The sequence below is a fragment of the Streptomyces sp. NPDC048643 genome (assembly GCF_040650615.1).
Taxonomy (GTDB): domain Bacteria; phylum Actinomycetota; class Actinomycetes; order Streptomycetales; family Streptomycetaceae; genus Streptomyces.
The window spans coordinates 120,887-136,672 of the sequence record NZ_JBEZHO010000003.1; the positions used below are offsets into that span (position 1 = coordinate 120,887).

A 15,786-nucleotide genomic window follows, 5' to 3' on the forward strand; every position below is an offset into this window, starting at 1 on the left:
GGAGACGGCCCGACGCGGGGGCCGGGTCTACTTGAGCAGCTCGCGGACGCGGCCGCGCAGGAAGCTCATCGTGAACCCCCTCGGGTCCACCTTGCCCGGCTGCCACTCCAGGTGGCCGATCACCGAGCGCTCGGTCCAGCCGTGATGGCGGCAGAGGGCGGCGGACACCTTGGCGACGGCCGCCAGCTGGGCCTCGGGCCACGGGTCCTTGCCGTCGCCGAGGTTCTCGCACTCGAAGCCGTAGAAGTGGCGGTTGCCGTCGGTGTTCGCCTCGTTGTCGTGCGGGAGGGACTTCTCGGCGATCACCGCGCGCAGGACGTCGTCGTCGCCGAGGCCCGCGTGGTTGACCCGGCCGTACCCGACGAGATGGACGACGCCGTCCTTCGTGATGACGCCGTGGCACAGCGGACCGGGCAGGTCCTCGCGTCCGTCACGGCACAGCCCGACCGTGCGCGCGGCACCCGAGGTCACCGTGTGGTGGATCATCACACCGTGCACCGGACCCCACGGGCCCTTGTGGTTGCGGTTGTGATGTCTCCAGTCGCCCACCTCGACGACGTGGACGCCCTCGTCCCTGATCCGGTCCAGGAAAGTGCCCGCGGACATGGGCGATGCCATGGCCGCCTCCTTCGCGCTGCGCGCCGGCCGCCTCGCGCGGCCGTCTCGTATCGCAGCTTGTATCGCCGACGCGGCCGCCGGACCCACTCGTTCGCACGGCGAGCGAGTCGATCCGGTCAGCGGCGCGGGATCCGGTCAGGAGTGGAGGAAGCCGTCCCCGTGGACGGTGATGTGGTTCTCCAGGGTCTGGAGAGCCTGCTGGGTCGCCTCGGGCGAGCCGGTGCCGTGCCGCTCCGCGTAGTACGCCGCGCCGAGTCTCTTCAGGAGGTCGGCGCCGGCCCGCTGGGCCTGCACGTCGTCCAGCTTCTGCTTGCCCTGCGTGAGGCCGCGCTGCGCCTGTTCCTTCGCGCGGTCCAGAAAGCCTGCCACTGCGATCTCCCGTCGTCGTCCGTCAGTGATCAAACGGATGGCCGGAAGCGGGAGTTCCCCGGCCGACGCGCGGTGAACGCTCGACGGAATCACCCTCTCTGCCCAACTCACGGGTGATCCATTCCCCCTCATTCGTGTAATAGCACCGGCACGCTCCGTGATGGAAGGCTTGCTCCCGAAGATCAGTGCACGACCGGGAGGGCAATTTTCATGTCGGTAGGCGAAGAGGTCCGCGCGGAGCAGAACCGTCCGCAGCAGAGTCTCGGCACATCAGCCGCGCGGAACCTGGCCACCACCACCAAGTCCGCGCCACAGATGCAGGAGATCAGCTCGCGGTGGCTGCTGCGCATGCTTCCGTGGGTGAACGTGCAGGGTGGCACGTACCGCGTGAACCGGCGGCTCAGCTATTCCGTGGGCGACGGCCGCGTGACGTTCGTGAAGACCGGGGACCAGGTCCAGGTCATCCCCGCGGAACTGGGCGAGCTGTCCGTACTGCGGTCGTACGAGGACCAGGAGGTACTGGCCGAGCTCGCGGCCCGCTGTCAACAGCGCGAGTTCGTCCCGGGTGACGTACTGGCCTCGTTCGGCAGCCAGGCCGACGAGGTGTTCCTGCTGGCGCACGGCAAGGTCGAGAAGATCGGCACCGGTCCCTACGGGGACGACGCGGTGCTCGGCGTCCTCGCCGACGGCGCGTACTTCGGGGAGCAGTCCCTGATCGACCCGGAGGCCATCTGGGAGTACACGGCCCGCGCGGTCACCTCGGTCACCGTGCTCACGCTGCCCCGCCAGGACCTCGAACAGGTCGCGGAGCGTTCCGAGTCCCTGCGGGAGCACCTCCAGGAGCTGCGCGCGATCCCGGCGCAGCGCCAGAACAAGTACGGCGAGAAGGAGATCGACCTCGCGGCCGGCCACACCGGCGAGTCGGACATCCCCGGCACCTTCGTGGACTACGAGGGCAGCCCCCGCGAGTACGAACTGAGCATCGCCCAGACCGTCCTGCGTCTGCACACGCGTGTGGCCGACCTCTACAACCAGCCGATGAACCAGACGGAGCAGCAGCTCCGGCTCACCGTCGAGGCGTTGAAGGAGCGCCAGGAGCACGAGCTCATCAACAACCGGGAGTTCGGCCTGCTGAACAACTGCGAGTACGACCAGCGGCTCCAGCCGCACGACGGCGTGCCCAGCCCCGACGACCTGGACGAGCTGCTCAGCCGCCGCCGCGGCACCAAGATGCTCCTCGCGCACCCGCGGGCGATCTCCGCGATCGGCCGCGAGTTCAACAAGCGCGGACTCGTCCCCGAGAGCATCGAGATGGCGGGCAACCGCATCCCGACCTGGCGCGGCATCCCGATCTTCCCGTGCAACAAGATCCCGGTCACGGACGCCCGGACGACCTCGATCATCGCCCTGCGTACGGGCGAGGCCGAGCAGGGTGTGGTCGGGCTCCAGCAGGCGGGCATCCCGGACGAGATCGAGCCGAGCCTGTCGGTGCGCTTCATGGGCATCAACGAACAGGCGGTCATCTCCTACCTGGTGACGGCGTACTACTCGGCCGCGGTGCTCGTGCCGGACGCCCTCGGCATCCTGGAGAACGTCGAGATCGGCCGCTGGCGGTGACGTTCCGCACGGCGGAACCCGGCGTGTGCCCGCCCGCACGGGCGGGCACAGCCGGGGAGCACCCGCCCGGCGGCCGTGACGGCGCCACGATCAGCCCGCTCTCCGAGACGACCGCGGGGGAGACCGCATGACGACGGGGACGAAGCAGGGTCCGGCCGGCATCCCGAACAGGCGGCCTCCGGCCGGGATCCCGGACACGCGAAGCGCCGGCGGGAGGTCCATGGGACGACACGGTGAGCGGCGGGCCGTGCCGGGTCCGTCCGACGGGCAGGAGGCCGCGGACGTCCTGGAGCGTGCCCGGGCGTTGGTCGACCCCGAGCTGCGCAGGGCCATCGACTCGCTGCCCGGGTCGATGCGCAGGGTCGCGCTCTACCACTTCGGCTGGGAGCACGCGGACGGCACTCCCGCCGCGGGCAACGCGGGCAAGGCCATCCGGCCCGCGCTCGTCCTGACCGCGGTCCGCGCACTCGGCGGACAGCAGGCGGCGGCCGTCCGTGCCGCCGCGGCGGTGGAACTGATCCACAACTTCACCCTGCTCCACGACGACGTGATGGACCGCGACACCACCCGCAGACACCGCCCCACCGCGTGGACCGTGTTCGGCGACGCCGACGCGATCCTCGCCGGGGACGCCCTGCAGGCACTGGCCCAACAACTGCTCGCCGAGGACCCGCACCCCGCGTCCGCGGCGGCCGCCGCGCGGCTCGCGGGCTGCGTCGTCGAACTGTGCGCGGGACAGCACACGGACACGGCCATGGAGAAGCTCGGCCCGGACGAGGTCACCCTCGACGAGTGCCTCGCCATGGCCGAGGCGAAGACGGGCGCCCTCATCGGGAGCGCCTGCGCCCTCGGAGGGCTGTACGCCGGGGCGGACGCGGAGGACGTCGACGCGCTCGACGCGTTCGGCCGGGAGGCCGGCCTCGCGTTCCAGCTCATCGACGACGTGATCGGGATCTGGGGGGACCCGAGCCGCACCGGCAAGCCCGCCGGGGCGGACCTCATCGCCCGCAAGAAGTCCCTGCCCGTGGTCGCCGCGCTGGGCTCGGGCACTCCGGCGGCCGGCGAGCTGGCCGAGTTGTACGGAGCGCCCTACCGGGAAGGAGAGTTGGAGCGCACGGTGCTCGCGGTCGAGCGGGCGGGCGGGCGTGACTGGGCGCAGGCCCAGGCGGCGGACCGGATGGCGCGGGCGATGCACGAACTGTCCCGGGCGGTCCCCGATCCGGAGGCGGCGGGGGGCCTCCTCGCCCTCGCCGAGTTCGTGACCCGGCGCAGCAGCTGACCGGCCCCGGCCGGTGGAAGACCCCGGAGCCCCGGACACCGTACGGAACCTGACCGCCGTACGGTGCCGGACTCCGGTGAGCGGGTCCCGCACATCCCCACGGCGTGCGGGGCCCGCGCCTTTTGCCTCCCCCGCACCCCGGGGGAGGTCCGACCGGATCCGCACCCGCGTACTAGGCTCAACCTCCTTAGGATCAAGGGCGGTTGGGGCGAGGGGTGGGGCAGGTCATGGGTGTGGCGATCCGGGTGGCGGACGGTGATGACCGGGAGCTGGTCGTCCGGCTGCTGGACGAGGCGTTCCAGGACGATCCGGTGAGCGGCTGGGTCTTCCCCGACCCGGCGCACCGGCTGGCCACCCATCACAAACTGATGGCCGCGTTCGCCGACGTCGTGCTCGCGGAGGGCCGGGTCGACCTGGCCGAGGACGGTTCGGCGTGCGCGCTGTGGCTGGACGTTCCCGCCGTGGACCACGGCGGTGCGGACGGGGAAGCGCAGGACGAGGACGGCCCCGCGCAGCTGCGCGCCGCCGTCGACCCGGAGAACGAACGCGTCGAGCTGATCGGCCGGCTCACGGCGGAGGTCCACCCCTCCGGGCGTGCGCACGCCTACCTCTGGATGATCGCGGTGTCGCCGGAGCGCCAGGGTGAGGGACTCGGCGGCGCGCTCTTGGAACCGGTCCTCGATCGTTGCGACCGTGAGGGCCTCGCCGCCTACCTGGAGGCGAGCAACGCCCGCAGCCGCGCCCTGTACGAGCGGCTCGGCTTCGTCGTCACGGGCGGCCCGCTCGACCTGCCCGACGGACCGCGCATGTGGCCGATGTGGCGCGAACCGCGTACCGCTCAGCAGCTCACGGGCTAGCCCCTCTCCTCGCTGCCGCCCTCGTTCCGGTCTCCGTCGTGGACCTCGGGGACGATCGTCGTCACGATCCTTTCGAGGAGGGCGTCCGGTACGGCCACGCCGGGCAGGACGCCCTCCAGGACGCCGGGCAGCGTGAGGTGTTCCATGAGCAGGCCGAGCACCGCCAGGTAGAGGACGGCCACCGTCGTGTCGCCGCCGGGCAGCCCGGCGTCCCGGTGGAACTCCATCGCCTGTTCGAGGTCGCCGCGCACCGACGCCGTGTACGAGGCGCGCAGGGCCGGGCGGCGGGTCGCTTCCAGGCGCATCTCGAAGAGGGCGAGGTAGCCCGTACGGTCGCGGGTCGCCCGGCCCAGCAGGTCGCGCATGAACTCCAGGACGAGGGCGCGGTCCCGCGGCGCCTCCAGCAGACCGGCCAGGACCGCGGGGTCCGGGGCCAGCCGTCGGTGGAGGTGACTGTCGAGCTGGTTCAGCAGATCGTCGCGGTCGGTGAAGTAGTTCGACGCGGTACCCACCGGAACCGCCGCCTCCATGTCCACCGCGCGGAACGTCAGTCCCCGCGCACCCTCGCGGGCCAGCACCGCCACCGCCGCGTCGACGAGGGCTGCCCTGCGCTCGGTGTTCCTGGCCATACCGGTTCCTCTCCCTGTGACGCCCCGGCAGCTCGGCGGCCCTGTCGGCCGGGCCTCGCGGAGGCGGACGCGTCAATCCCCTTGAACCACTACAGATGAAGCACTATAACTGAAGTGGTTCGGTGGGAACCGTCCACCACGACGCCACGACGCCGCCTGAGAAACGAGACCCGCTTGCGCAAGCTCTCCTACTTCGTCGCCTGCTCGATCGACGGCTTCATCGGCGATCCCGGCGGCGACGCACACCCCTTCATGTCGTTCGTCGACGAGGAGTTCCTCGCCTTCCTGACGGCGGAATACCCCGAGACCATCGCGTCCCAGGGCCGCCGCGCCCTCGGCATCGACGACCTGGAGAACCGGGCCTTCGACACGGTCGTCCAGGGCCGGGCCAGCTACCAGGTGGCCCTCGACATCGGCGTGACCAGTCCGTACGCGCATCTGCGCCAGTACGTCGCCTCCCGCACCCTCACCGAGTCGCCCGACCCGGCCGTCCGGATCGTCGCGGACGACATCGTCGGCACCGTCCGTGAACTCAAGTCGGAGGAGAGCGAGTTCGGCATCTACCTGTGTGGCGGCTCGCAGCTCGCCGGTGAGCTGATCGCCGAGGTCGACGAGCTGGTCGTCAAGACGTACCCGGTCGTCCTGGGCTCAGGGATGCCGATGTTCGGCTCCGGATTCGACGTCGACGCGTTCACCCTCGACGAGATGCGGCTCTTCAAGAACGGCGTCCTCGTGCGGACCTACCGCAGGAAGCGGTGAATCCGCCGCCGCCCTAGGCTGATGGCAGGGAAGGACCCGCCCCGAAAAAGATTCCGACGTCGTGGACCCCGTCGTGTCGAGAACCGCGGACCGGCTCCGACGTCCCCTGTGAGAGCCGCCCGGCACGGGCGGCCCGAGCCGAGGAAACAGAAGGAGCGGACTCATGAAGTACCTGGTGATGGTGCAGGGAACGCAGGCCGACTACGCGAGCCAGCGGGGCGACGCCTCCGCGCAGCCGCCGCTCTGGAGCGAGGAGGAGATCCAGGCGATGTTCGCGCACATGGGCGCGATCAACGACGACCTCTCCGAATCGGGCGAGCTGGTCGACGTGAACGGCCTGCTCGAACCCGCCAAGGCCCGTCTCGTGGCCCGCGGCGCGGACGGTGAGGTCGTGATCACCGACGGCCCGTACAGCGAGACCAAGGAAGTGATGGCCGGCTACTGGGTCGTCGACTGCGCGAGCCTGGATCGGGTCACCGAGATCGCCGCGCGCGTCACCGCCTGCCCCGTTCCGAAGGGCGCCCCGGAGTACCCGGTGGTCATCCGGCCCATCGGGGACGGCGGCGGGGACGTCTGAGCGGGATGACCGGCACGACCGGGGTCGAGGACCTGCTGCGCCGCCACGCGCCGCAGGTCCTCGGCGCCCTGGTGCGCCGCTACGGGCACTTCGACGCCTCCGAGGACGCCGTCCAGGAGGCCCTGCTCGCGGCCGCCGGCCAGTGGCCCGCCCAGGGTGTGCCGGACAATCCGCGCGGCTGGCTGATCAAGGTGGCCTCGCGGCGGCTCGTCGACGCCCTGCGCGCGGAGCGGGCCCGCAGACTCCGGGAGGACAAGGCGGCGGCGCTCACCCCCCGGGACGCGTTCACCGCACCACCGCCGGGCACCGACCCGGCCCCGTCGGAGGACGACACACTCACCCTCCTGTTCCTGTGCTGCCACCCCGACCTGACCCCGCCGGCGCAGATCGCGCTCACCCTGCGCGCGGTCGGCGGACTCACCACGGCGGAGATCGCGCGGGCCTGGCTCGTGCCCGAGGCGACCATGGCGCAGCGGATCAGCCGCGCCAAGCGGAAGGTGCGGGGCGTACGGTTCACCCGCCCCGAGCGCTGGGAGGAACGGCTCCCCGCCGTCCTCCACACCCTCTACCTCATCTTCAACGAGGGCTACACGGCCACCTCCGGGACCTCCCTGCAACGGGCCGAACTCGCAGGCGAGGCCATCCGGTTGGCGCGCACGGTCCGCCGACTGCTGCCCGATGACGGCGAAGTGGCCGGACTGCTCGCGCTGATGCTGCTCACCGACGCCCGCCGCGCCGCGCGCACCGGCCCGCACGGAGACCTCGTCCCCCTCGACGAACAGGACCGCGACCGCTGGGACAAGGCGGCGATCGAGGAAGGCGTGGCCCTGGTCACGGCGGCACTGGCACGAGGACGGGCGGGCCCGTACCAACTGCGGGCCGCCATCGCCGCCGTCCACGACGAAGCGCCCACGCCGCAGGCGACGGACTGGACCGAGATCCTCGGCCTCTACGACATCCTCGTCCGCCAGGTCCCTGGTCCCGCCGAACAGCTCAACCGCACGGTCGCCGTGGCCATGGTGCACGGCCCGCGCGCGGCCCTCGCCCAACTCGACCGGCTGGAGGGCGCGTCCGCCGCCGGGCACCGGCTCGACGCCGTCCGCGGCCACCTGCTGGAGCGCGCGGGCGACACGGCGGGAGCCCGCGCCGCCTACACATCCGCCGCCGGCCAGACCCTCAGCCTCCCGGAACGCCGCTATCTGGAAGCGCGCGCGGCGCAGCTGAGGCCGTAGCGTTCGTCCCATGTCCGAACCCCTGCTGCACCTGACCGAGCGCTCCCTGTGGGACGCGGCCCGCGCCTCCGGCACCTTCGATCTGTCCACCCGCGGCCGGACCCTCCAGGAGGAGGGCTTCATCCACTGCTCGCTGCGCCACCAACTCCAGCCGGTGGCAACGATGTTGTACGGCTCCTACACCGGCCCCGACGAACTGGTGGTCCTCGTCGTCGACCCCGAACGGCTCACCGTGCCGGTCCGCTTCGAGGCGATGGAACCCGGCGGCGAGGAGTTCCCGCACGTCTACGGGCCGATTCCGGCCGACGCCGTCGTGGACGTGGAAGTCTGGACACCGAACGCGGGGGACCTTCGGTGACGACCCCAGCACCCCGGCTCTCCTAGGGCAGGCTGCCCGTCGCCGGATCCCGGCCGGTCAGGCAGTAGGTGCCGCCGACCGGGTCCCGCATCACCGTCCAGCGGGCGCCCCGGCCGACCACCGTCGCCCCGAGCGTCTCGTGACGGGCCCGCACCGCGTCGACGTCCGAGCAAGCGAGGTCGAGGTGGGCGGCGGCGGGCCGGTCGGCGCCCAGGCGCTGCAGCAGGACGCGCAGCGGCAGCCCGGCGGGCGGCCGCACCAGATGGAACTCGGGGAGCGCGCCCGCCAGGGACTCCCAGCCGGTCAGCCCGGCCCAGAAGGCGGTCTCGGCGACGAACGCGCCCGGCGCCACGTCGAGACACACCTGGTCGAGCCGGCTCGTCGCACCGCCCGGCACCCCGGTCACCGGCGGCCGCACGGACTCGCCCTGCCAGGGCACCGCGCAGAACAACTGCCCTCCGGGAGACCGCAGTACGGCCCAGCCGTCGTGATCGGCGACGACCTCGGCACCCAGCCCGACCGCCCACTCCACCAGCGCCGGCACGTCCTCGACGGACAGGTCGAGATGCGCGCCCCCGGGACCGTCCCCGACGCCCTGCGCCTTCACGCAGGCGTCCGAGACCTCGGGCAGCAGCGTCACGAACTCGCCCACTTCGCCCCGGGGTTCGGAGACCCTCGTCCCGGTCACCGCGGTCCAGAAGTCCAGGGCCGGGCCGAGATCCGCCACGGACCGGTCGACGAAGACATGCGCCCACCGGACGATCGGTCGCGTGGTCATCAGAACTCCTTTGTGGATACCCCCGCCCTCGGGCCGGGCAGGAAGCGGACCTCTTGCTGGGCCGGGCGTGGGTTGGGATTCGCGGTCAGATTGGATCGCAGTGCTCTGACCAGGAGATTAGATTCGTCACCTACGGTGAAGCTAGGTTGTGGCCCGTGGTCACTGTCGAGAAGCGGGCGTTCAAGTACCGCTTCTATCCCACCGATGCGCAGGCAGCCGAGCTGTCGCGCACGTTCGGGTGTGTGCGGAAGGTCTACAACCTGGCGCTGGCCGCTCGGACGCAGGCGTGGACGCGGCAGGAGCGGGTGAACTACCACCAGACCTCGGCGATGTTGACGCTCTGGAAGAAGTCGGAGGAACTGGCCTACCTGAACGAGGTGTCGTCGGTTCCGCTGCAGCAGGCACTGCGGCACCTGCAGGTGGCGTTCACCAACTTCTTCACCCGGCGGGCGAAGTACCCGAGGTTCAAGTCCCGGAAGAGGTCGCGGAAGTCCGCCGAGTACACCACCAGCGCGTTCCGCTTCCGGGACGGCAGGCTGACGCTCGCGAAGATGCGTGAGCCGCTGGACATCGTCTGGTCCAGGGCGCTGCCCGTCGGCGTGTCCCCTTCGACGGTGACGGTCTCTCAGGATTCGGCCGGGCGCTGGTTCGTCTCGATGCTGTGCGAGGATTCGGCCGTCCAGCCCCTGCCCGCTATGGACACGGTCGTCGGGATCGACGTCGGCCTGAACCACCTGCTGACCCTGTCGACCGGCGAGAAGATCACCAACCCGAGGCACGAGCGCCGCGACCGTACCGCTCTGGGTAAGGCACAGCGTCGGCTGGCGAAGAAGGCCAGGGGCGATGGCGCGAACCGGGTCAAAGCCCGCCGCAAGGTCGCGAAGATCCACGCCCGCATCACCGACCGCCGTCGTGACACCCTGCACAAACTGACCACTCGACTCGTGCGTGAGAACCAAACGCTCGTTATCGAGGACCTGAGCGTCCGCAACATGGTCAAAAACCCGAGCCTGGCCCGAGCCATCTCGGACGCGGCATGGGCAGACTTCCGCAGCATGCTGGAGTACAAAGCCCAGTGGTACGGGCGCGAGGTGATCGCCGTCGACCGGTGGTTCCCCTCCTCCAATCTGTGCTCCCGCTGCGGCACCCTCAGGAAGCGGATGCCGTTGCATGTCCGCACCTGGACCTGCGACTGCGGCACGACCCACGACCGGGACGTGAACGCGGCGAAGAACCTACTGGCCGCCGGACTGGCGGTGACAGCCTGTGGAGCTGGTGTAAGACCTCAACGGAGCACTCCGGGCGGGCAGTCGGCGACGAAGCAGGAAACCCATCGGCGCGAGCCGTAGGAATCCCCCTCCATCAGGAAGGGGAGGAAGTCAACGGGGCTGCTCCTCCTGGCCCGCTGCCTTACGACCCTTTGGTTCGTACCGTCTCCTGGTCGATCAGCGCGTGCAACGACGTTTTCATCCGGCAGACGAAGGCGTCCCGCGCCTCGGGGGAGAGGACGTCCAGGGAGAGGTACGGATTGAGGTCCTCCAGCTCGACGAGGAGCAGCTCACCGCCCGGGGCCCGGCAGGCGTCGACGCGCTGGATGCCGTACGTGATGTCGTTCCAGTCGACGAACCGCTGCGCGAACTCCCGGTCCGCGGCGGTGGGTTCGTAGGGCTCCAGGGCCCACCTCCGCTCCGGGTCCGGCGCGTACAGGGCGTACTGGAGGGTGTCGTCGACGAAGTAGAAGGACACCTCGTACCGGAAGTCGATGCGCGGCTGGACGAGGAGGTCGCCGAACGGCAGCCCGGCGAGCCGGTCGCGCTCCACGAACTCCAGGCCGATGGAGTCCGCGCCCTGCTTCGGCTTCACCGCGTAGCTGTCCGCCTGCGGCAGCCGGTCCAGGTCGGCCGCGCGGTCCACCGTGGGGATGACCGGGAACCCGGTGGCGGTCAGCTCCAGCAGGTACCCCTTGCCGGCCATGTCGCCCTTGCCGGACAGCTGGTTGTAGACCCGTACACCGTCCGCGAGCGCCCGCTCCCGGAACGCGTCGTAGGCCGCCTGATGGTGCAGGACGGGCCCGCTGTTGCGGACGACCACGGCGTCGAAGCCGGCCATCAGCGCGGCCGCGTCCAGCGGATGGCACACGGCGATGTCGAAGTCCTCGCGCAGCCGCGCGGTGAGGACGATGTCCTCGTCGCAGTACCGCCGCCCCTTGGCCGGATAGGCCAGGTCGCTGACGTAGAGGACACGGGGGCGCGCGGACGGCACGGGGACTCCTCGGAGGACGCTCGGGCGGCTCGGACCACGGACGCGCCGCGGACACACGCACGTAGTGTCCCTCCCGGGGGGACCCCGGTCTGCCGGCGCCCCGGGCCGACGGCCGGGTCAGGCCTCCCGGCGGCTCTCCGCGAACCGCAGCAGGTTGCCCGCCGGATCGCGGAAGGCGCAGTCCCGCAGGCCGTACGGCTGGTCGGCGGGCTCCTGGAGAACCTCGGCACCCGAGGCGCGGACGCGCTCGAAGAGGGCGTCGCAGTCGGTCGTGGAGAAGATCACCCCGCGCAGCATGCCCTTGGCCAGCAGCTCCGCCATGGCCTGCTTGTCCGCGGGGGAGGCGTCGGGGTCCGCCGCCGGTGGCTCCAGGACGATCTCCACGTCGGGCTGGAGCGGCGAGCCGACCGTGACCCAGCGCATCCCCTCGAACCCGACGTCGCCCCGGACCTCCAGGCCCAGTACGTCACGGTAGAAGGCCAGTGCCTTGTCGTGGTCGTCGACGGAGATGAAGCACTGGGAGAGTTTCAGGTCCATGCCGTCCAACCTAGAGGCGTGTGCCCGGTTCCGCCTCGGGGTTGCGGTGGCGGGCCGGGCGGGTCATCCGACGGGCCACGCAGGACGGGATGGGCGCGCCGTGGTCGTGCGGACGGGCCCGGTAGGCGCTCGGCGTCTCGCCGACCAGCTCCGTGAACCGCGAGCTGAACGAACCGAGCGAGGTGCACCCCACCGCGAAGCACACCTCCGTCACCGTCATGTCGCCGCGTCGCAGCAGCGCCTTCGCCCGCTCGATCCGGCGGGTCATGAGATACGTGTACGGCGTCTCGCCGAAGGCGTCACGGAAGCTGCGCTGGAAGTGGCCCGGGGACATCAGCGCCGTACGCGCGATCGTCGCGATGTCCAGAGGTTCCGCGAACTCGCGGTTCATCCGGTCACGGGCCTTGCGCAGCCGGACCAGGTCCTCCAGCAGTCTGGAATTTCCCACTCGCCCAGAATGCCACGGGCCACCGACAACGGGCCCGGCCGCGCGCAACCGGTCAGGCGTCGGCCAGGACCTTGGCCTTGGCCTGCTCGAACTCCGCGGACGTGAGGTGGCCGCTGCTCTTGAGTTCCGCGAGCTTCGCGAGTTCGTCGGCCTTGCCGGTGGTCCCGGCGGTCTCACGGATGTAGGACTGCACGTCCTCCTGGCTCTTCTGGATGCGCTTCGCCTCGCGCTCGCCCATCCCACGGCCCCGCGCGATCAGGTATACGAAGACGCCGAGGAAGGGCAGAATCACGACGAAGACGCACCAGCCGGACTTGCCCCAGCCGCTCAGATCGTCGTCGCGGAAGATGTCCCCGATGACGCGGAAGAGCAGCATGAACCACAGGATCCAGAGGAAGAACCACATCGTGGTCCAGAAGACGTTCAGCAGGGGATAGTCCGCTGCCAGGTCGAGCGTCGAGCCGTTCATGGTCGAACTCCTGTCGTCGTACGACATCGCCACGCTCGACCACAGTGCGTCGACGGCCCGCACGACCGCCTCACCCCCGACGGGTGAGCTGGGGGATCTGCGGAGCGCCGACGATGGCAGGGGATCGCGGCGGACCCCCGGCCCTGTACTCCGGCGGACCCCGGACCCGAAGGCGGGTCCCGAACCCCGGTCCTGAGGGAAGTGCTCGTATGCGCTACGAATTCCGCGTCGCAGGCATCGTGTCGGACACGCTCGCCTCGGCGTTCTCCGAACTGGACAGCGTGCCCACGGCGGGGCAGACGCTGTTCTTCGGTCCCGTGATCGACGACGCCCATCTGCACGGGCTGCTCGGCCGGTTCCAGGCGCTCGGCCTGCGCGTGATCGAGCTGCGCCGGCTGCCCGCGTGACCGAGACAGCAGAACGCACCCGGACCGCCGGGCCACCGAAATCGGTGGCCCGCGGACCAGGTGCGTGTCGCGAGACGTGCGGCCGGACGAACCGCAGGTCGGCGCGGCCGGGCACGGAGGCCCGGCAACCCGGAGGTCCGGGGTCAGGCCTGCTTCGTCTCCCAGAAGATCTTGTCGATCTGGGCGATGTAGTCCAGGGCCTTCTGACCGGTCGCCGGGTCGGCGGACGCCTTGGCGGCCGAGAGGGCCTTCAGGGTGTCGTTGACCAGCTGGTGCAGCTCCGGGTACTTCTCGAAGTGCGGGGGCTTGAAGTAGTCGCTCCAGAGCACCGACACGTGGTGCTTGGCGAGCTCGGCGCGCTGCTCCTTGATGACGACGGCTCGCGTCTGGAACTGCGGGTCGTCGTTTCCGGCCATCTTTTCCTGGACGGCCTTCACCGACTCCGCCTCGATGCGGGCCTGGGCCGGGTCGTACACGCCGCAGGGCAGGTCGCAGTGCGCGCTGACCTTCACCTTGGGGGCAAACAGGCGGGAGAGCATTGAGCTGTCCTTCCTCGTGATCGTCTTCTCAGGTGGGACATTACTCCGTAGGAGACCTGTTTTCGCGAGTGCCCCCATGGGCTTAGGACAAAAGTCCAGGGTGAGACTGGGACTGGTGGAGGATGGAACCGGGGAGGTGCCGGTGATGCCGGAGCTGTCGCAGGAGACCGAGCGGGGGAGGGCCCTGCTGCCGTTCGGGGCGGCGGAGGTGACGGGCCCGTCCATGGTGCCCACGCTCCAGCACGGGGATCGGCTCGTGGTGCAGTGGGGTGCGCGGGTGGGGCCGGGTGACGTGGTCGTCCTGCGGCATCCCTTCCAGCAGGACCTGCTCGTCGTGAAGCGGATCGCGGAGCGGCGCGAGGGCGGCTGGTGGGTGCTGGGTGACAACGCGTTCGCGGGCGGGGACAGCACCGACTACGGGACCGTTCCCGAGGACCTCGTCCTCGGGAAGGTGCGGTTCCGGTTCCGGCCGCCGGCCGGTCAGCGCTCGCCGTTCGCCGTCGCCCGCTGGGTGCTGGTCGCCGCCAGGCCGGTGCTCTCCACTCGGTCGGCCTCCAGGCGCTTGCGGGCGCGGTAGGCGGCGACGTTGGCGCGGGTCGCGCAGCGGTCCGAGCAGTAGCGCCGGGAGCGGTTGGTCGAGGTGTCCAGGTAGGCGTTGCGGCAGGGTGCGGCCTCGCACAGACCGAGCCGGTTCACGCCGTACTCGGTGAGGTGGAAGGCCAGGCCCATCGACGCGATCGCGGCGTAGCCCGCAGTCGCGTTCGACGGGTGGTCCGCCAGGTGCATGTGCCACAGCGGGCGGCCGTCGTCGTCGCGGTGGTCGTGCCCGGAGATCTGCGGGCTCACCGGGAACTCCAGGAGCAGCGAGTTCAGCAGGTCCACCGCGAGGGTCTCGTCGCCGCCGTCCGCCGCCTCGAAGACCGCGCGCAGCCGGGCCCGTACGGAGCGGAAGCGGGTGACGTCCGCCTCCGCCGCGCGGCGGGCCGCCGACGCGTTGCTCCCGAACAGGTCACGGACGGCCTCGACCGAGGTCAGCGTGTCCTTGCCGCGGGCCGGTTCCTCGCTGTTGACGAGACGGACGGCGTAATCCGCGTAATAGGCCAGTTCCACTTGTAGTCCTTACGGAGGGGCTCTATCGTCGTGACGGCGGTCAGGTAACAGATGATCGTGCTTACAGGGTATTACGTGGTCGAGTGGAGGAGAGGCTTTCATGGCCATCGGCACCGGAACGGACTGGCAGGCCTGGCAGCGGAGCTGGGACCGGCAGCAGGAGTGGTACATGCCGGACCGCGAGGACCGCTTCACGGTGATGCTCGACATGACCGAGGCGCTCGTCGGACCGGCCCCCCGCGTCCTCGACCTGGCCTGCGGCACCGGCACCATCACCGCCCGGCTGCTCGACCGCCTCCCCGGAGCCACCAGCACCGGCGTCGACCTCGACCCCGCGTTGCTCACCATCGCCGAGGGCACCTTCGCCGGCGACGACCGGGCCTCCTTCGTGACGGCCGACCTCAAGGACCCGGCGTGGCGCACCCGGCTGCCGTACGACACGTACGACGCCGTGCTGACCGCCACGGCCCTGCACTGGCTGCACAGCGAACCCCTCGCGGCCCTCTACGGTCAGATCGCGGAACTCGTCCGCGGCGGCGGTGTCTTCATGAACGCCGACCACATGATCGACGAGACCACGCCCCGGATCAACGCCGCCGACCGGGCCCTGCGGCACGCCCGGATGGACCGGGCCAGGGACACCGGCGCCCTCGACTGGGCCGAATGGTGGAAGGTCGCCGCGCAGGACCCCGTCCTCGCCGAACCCACCGCCCGCCGTTTCGAGATCTACGGCGAGCACGCCGACGGCGACACCCCCTCCGCCGACTGGCACGCGCGCGTGCTGCGCGAGAAGGGCTTCGCGGAGGCCCGCCCGGTGTGGCGCTCGCCGTCGGACGCGCTGGTGCTGGCGGTCAAGTAGCCGAGTGGCCCACCGGAGACGCGGAAGGGGCGGTACGGGAATCCCGTACCGCCCCTTTTTTCCTCGGCTGCTCGCGCGCAGG

21 protein-coding genes are annotated in these 15,786 nt (G+C 70.8%); 11 read left to right on the plus strand and 10 right to left on the minus strand.

The window, feature by feature from the left end; translation table 11 throughout:
• Positions 1-27: 27 nt before the first annotated feature.
• Together AB0C62_RS04315 and AB0C62_RS04320 are read right to left on the minus strand one after the other, a co-directional pair.
• Positions 28-618: an N-acetylmuramoyl-L-alanine amidase gene (locus tag AB0C62_RS04315; protein WP_362969548.1), complete on the minus strand. Its 591-nt coding sequence runs from the start codon at positions 616-618 to the stop codon at positions 28-30.
• Between the two features lie 135 nt (positions 619-753).
• Positions 754-987: a hypothetical protein gene (locus AB0C62_RS04320; RefSeq protein WP_362969549.1), complete on the minus strand. Its 234-nt coding sequence runs from the start codon at positions 985-987 to the stop codon at positions 754-756.
• Between the two features lie 210 nt (positions 988-1,197).
• Between AB0C62_RS04320 and AB0C62_RS04325 the strand changes: the two genes are divergently transcribed.
• The 3 genes from AB0C62_RS04325 (at position 1,198) to AB0C62_RS04335 (ending at position 4,740) form a co-directional block, all read left to right on the plus strand.
• Positions 1,198-2,604, plus strand: coding sequence for a family 2B encapsulin nanocompartment shell protein (locus tag AB0C62_RS04325; RefSeq protein WP_362969550.1), 1,407 nt, complete (start codon positions 1,198-1,200; stop codon positions 2,602-2,604).
• Between the two features lie 220 nt (positions 2,605-2,824).
• Complete coding sequence (locus tag AB0C62_RS04330) at positions 2,825-3,883, plus strand: family 2 encapsulin nanocompartment cargo protein polyprenyl transferase (RefSeq protein WP_362969551.1); 1,059 nt, start codon at positions 2,825-2,827, stop codon at positions 3,881-3,883.
• A 227-nt stretch (positions 3,884-4,110) separates the two neighbouring features.
• The gene (locus tag AB0C62_RS04335) at positions 4,111-4,740 is read left to right on the plus strand and encodes a GNAT family N-acetyltransferase (protein ID WP_362969552.1); all 630 of its coding nucleotides are present in this window, start codon (positions 4,111-4,113) and stop codon (positions 4,738-4,740) included.
• On the opposite strand, the gene AB0C62_RS04340 is transcribed toward AB0C62_RS04335, so the two are convergent.
• Entirely contained in the window at positions 4,737-5,369 is a 633-nt protein-coding gene (locus AB0C62_RS04340; protein ID WP_362969553.1) for a TetR family transcriptional regulator, read from the minus strand. The genes AB0C62_RS04335 and AB0C62_RS04340 overlap by 4 nt on opposite strands.
• Positions 5,370-5,543: 174 nt before the next feature.
• On the opposite strand from AB0C62_RS04340, the gene AB0C62_RS04345 reads away from it, so the two are divergent.
• The 4 genes from AB0C62_RS04345 (at position 5,544) to AB0C62_RS04360 (ending at position 8,295) form a co-directional block, all read left to right on the plus strand.
• On the plus strand, positions 5,544-6,128 hold the full coding sequence (locus AB0C62_RS04345) for a dihydrofolate reductase family protein (protein WP_362969554.1): 585 nt from the start codon (positions 5,544-5,546) through the stop codon (positions 6,126-6,128).
• A gap of 163 nt (positions 6,129-6,291) precedes the next feature.
• A complete protein-coding gene (locus AB0C62_RS04350; RefSeq protein ID WP_362969555.1) occupies positions 6,292-6,705 on the plus strand; it encodes a YciI family protein in 414 nt (137 codons plus the stop codon).
• Between the two features lie 5 nt (positions 6,706-6,710).
• Positions 6,711-7,937: a sigma-70 family RNA polymerase sigma factor gene (locus AB0C62_RS04355; RefSeq protein WP_362969556.1), complete on the plus strand. Its 1,227-nt coding sequence runs from the start codon at positions 6,711-6,713 to the stop codon at positions 7,935-7,937.
• Positions 7,938-7,947: 10 nt separating this feature from the next.
• Positions 7,948-8,295 (plus strand): DUF952 domain-containing protein, encoded by a 348-nt coding sequence (locus tag AB0C62_RS04360; RefSeq protein WP_362969557.1) that lies wholly within the window; start codon positions 7,948-7,950, stop codon positions 8,293-8,295.
• Positions 8,296-8,317: 22 nt separating this feature from the next.
• On the opposite strand, the gene AB0C62_RS04365 is transcribed toward AB0C62_RS04360, so the two are convergent.
• Positions 8,318-9,073, minus strand: coding sequence for a VOC family protein (locus tag AB0C62_RS04365; RefSeq protein WP_362969558.1), 756 nt, complete (start codon positions 9,071-9,073; stop codon positions 8,318-8,320).
• Positions 9,074-9,228: 155 nt separating this feature from the next.
• On the opposite strand from AB0C62_RS04365, the gene AB0C62_RS04370 reads away from it, so the two are divergent.
• On the plus strand, positions 9,229-10,422 hold the full coding sequence (locus tag AB0C62_RS04370) for an RNA-guided endonuclease TnpB family protein (RefSeq protein WP_362969716.1): 1,194 nt from the start codon (positions 9,229-9,231) through the stop codon (positions 10,420-10,422).
• A 61-nt stretch (positions 10,423-10,483) separates the two neighbouring features.
• Here AB0C62_RS04370 and AB0C62_RS04375 read toward each other — a convergent pair whose 3' ends face one another.
• The 4 genes from AB0C62_RS04375 to AB0C62_RS04390 all read right to left on the minus strand — a co-directional run bounded on the left by AB0C62_RS04375 (position 10,484) and on the right by AB0C62_RS04390 (position 12,789).
• Positions 10,484-11,335: a hypothetical protein gene (locus AB0C62_RS04375; RefSeq protein WP_362969559.1), complete on the minus strand. Its 852-nt coding sequence runs from the start codon at positions 11,333-11,335 to the stop codon at positions 10,484-10,486.
• 117 nt (positions 11,336-11,452) lie between these two features.
• Positions 11,453-11,872: a VOC family protein gene (locus tag AB0C62_RS04380; protein ID WP_362969560.1), complete on the minus strand. Its 420-nt coding sequence runs from the start codon at positions 11,870-11,872 to the stop codon at positions 11,453-11,455.
• Positions 11,873-11,882: 10 nt separating this feature from the next.
• Positions 11,883-12,263: a helix-turn-helix transcriptional regulator gene (locus AB0C62_RS04385; RefSeq protein WP_164372013.1), complete on the minus strand. Its 381-nt coding sequence runs from the start codon at positions 12,261-12,263 to the stop codon at positions 11,883-11,885.
• A gap of 109 nt (positions 12,264-12,372) precedes the next feature.
• The gene (locus tag AB0C62_RS04390) at positions 12,373-12,789 is read right to left on the minus strand and encodes an SHOCT domain-containing protein (RefSeq protein ID WP_362969717.1); all 417 of its coding nucleotides are present in this window, start codon (positions 12,787-12,789) and stop codon (positions 12,373-12,375) included.
• 209 nt (positions 12,790-12,998) lie between these two features.
• Between AB0C62_RS04390 and AB0C62_RS04395 the strand changes: the two genes are divergently transcribed.
• Entirely contained in the window at positions 12,999-13,196 is a 198-nt protein-coding gene (locus tag AB0C62_RS04395; RefSeq protein ID WP_362969561.1) for a hypothetical protein, read from the plus strand.
• A 143-nt stretch (positions 13,197-13,339) separates the two neighbouring features.
• Here the strand turns inward: AB0C62_RS04395 and sodN are convergent, their stop codons facing one another.
• Positions 13,340-13,735: a superoxide dismutase, Ni gene (sodN, locus tag AB0C62_RS04400; protein WP_081219369.1), complete on the minus strand. Its 396-nt coding sequence runs from the start codon at positions 13,733-13,735 to the stop codon at positions 13,340-13,342.
• Positions 13,736-13,880: 145 nt separating this feature from the next.
• Here sodN and sodX point away from each other — a divergent pair, with 145 nt between their 5' ends.
• Positions 13,881-14,312, plus strand: coding sequence for a nickel-type superoxide dismutase maturation protease (gene sodX, locus AB0C62_RS04405; RefSeq protein ID WP_362969718.1), 432 nt, complete (start codon positions 13,881-13,883; stop codon positions 14,310-14,312).
• Here sodX and AB0C62_RS04410 read toward each other — a convergent pair.
• Positions 14,216-14,845: a CGNR zinc finger domain-containing protein gene (locus tag AB0C62_RS04410; RefSeq protein ID WP_362969562.1), complete on the minus strand. Its 630-nt coding sequence runs from the start codon at positions 14,843-14,845 to the stop codon at positions 14,216-14,218. The genes sodX and AB0C62_RS04410 overlap by 97 nt on opposite strands.
• Before the next feature lie 100 nt (positions 14,846-14,945).
• On the opposite strand from AB0C62_RS04410, the gene AB0C62_RS04415 reads away from it, so the two are divergent.
• Positions 14,946-15,704, plus strand: a complete 759-nt coding sequence (locus tag AB0C62_RS04415; RefSeq protein ID WP_362969563.1) for a class I SAM-dependent methyltransferase — start codon at positions 14,946-14,948, stop codon at positions 15,702-15,704.
• Positions 15,705-15,786 lie beyond the last annotated feature (82 nt).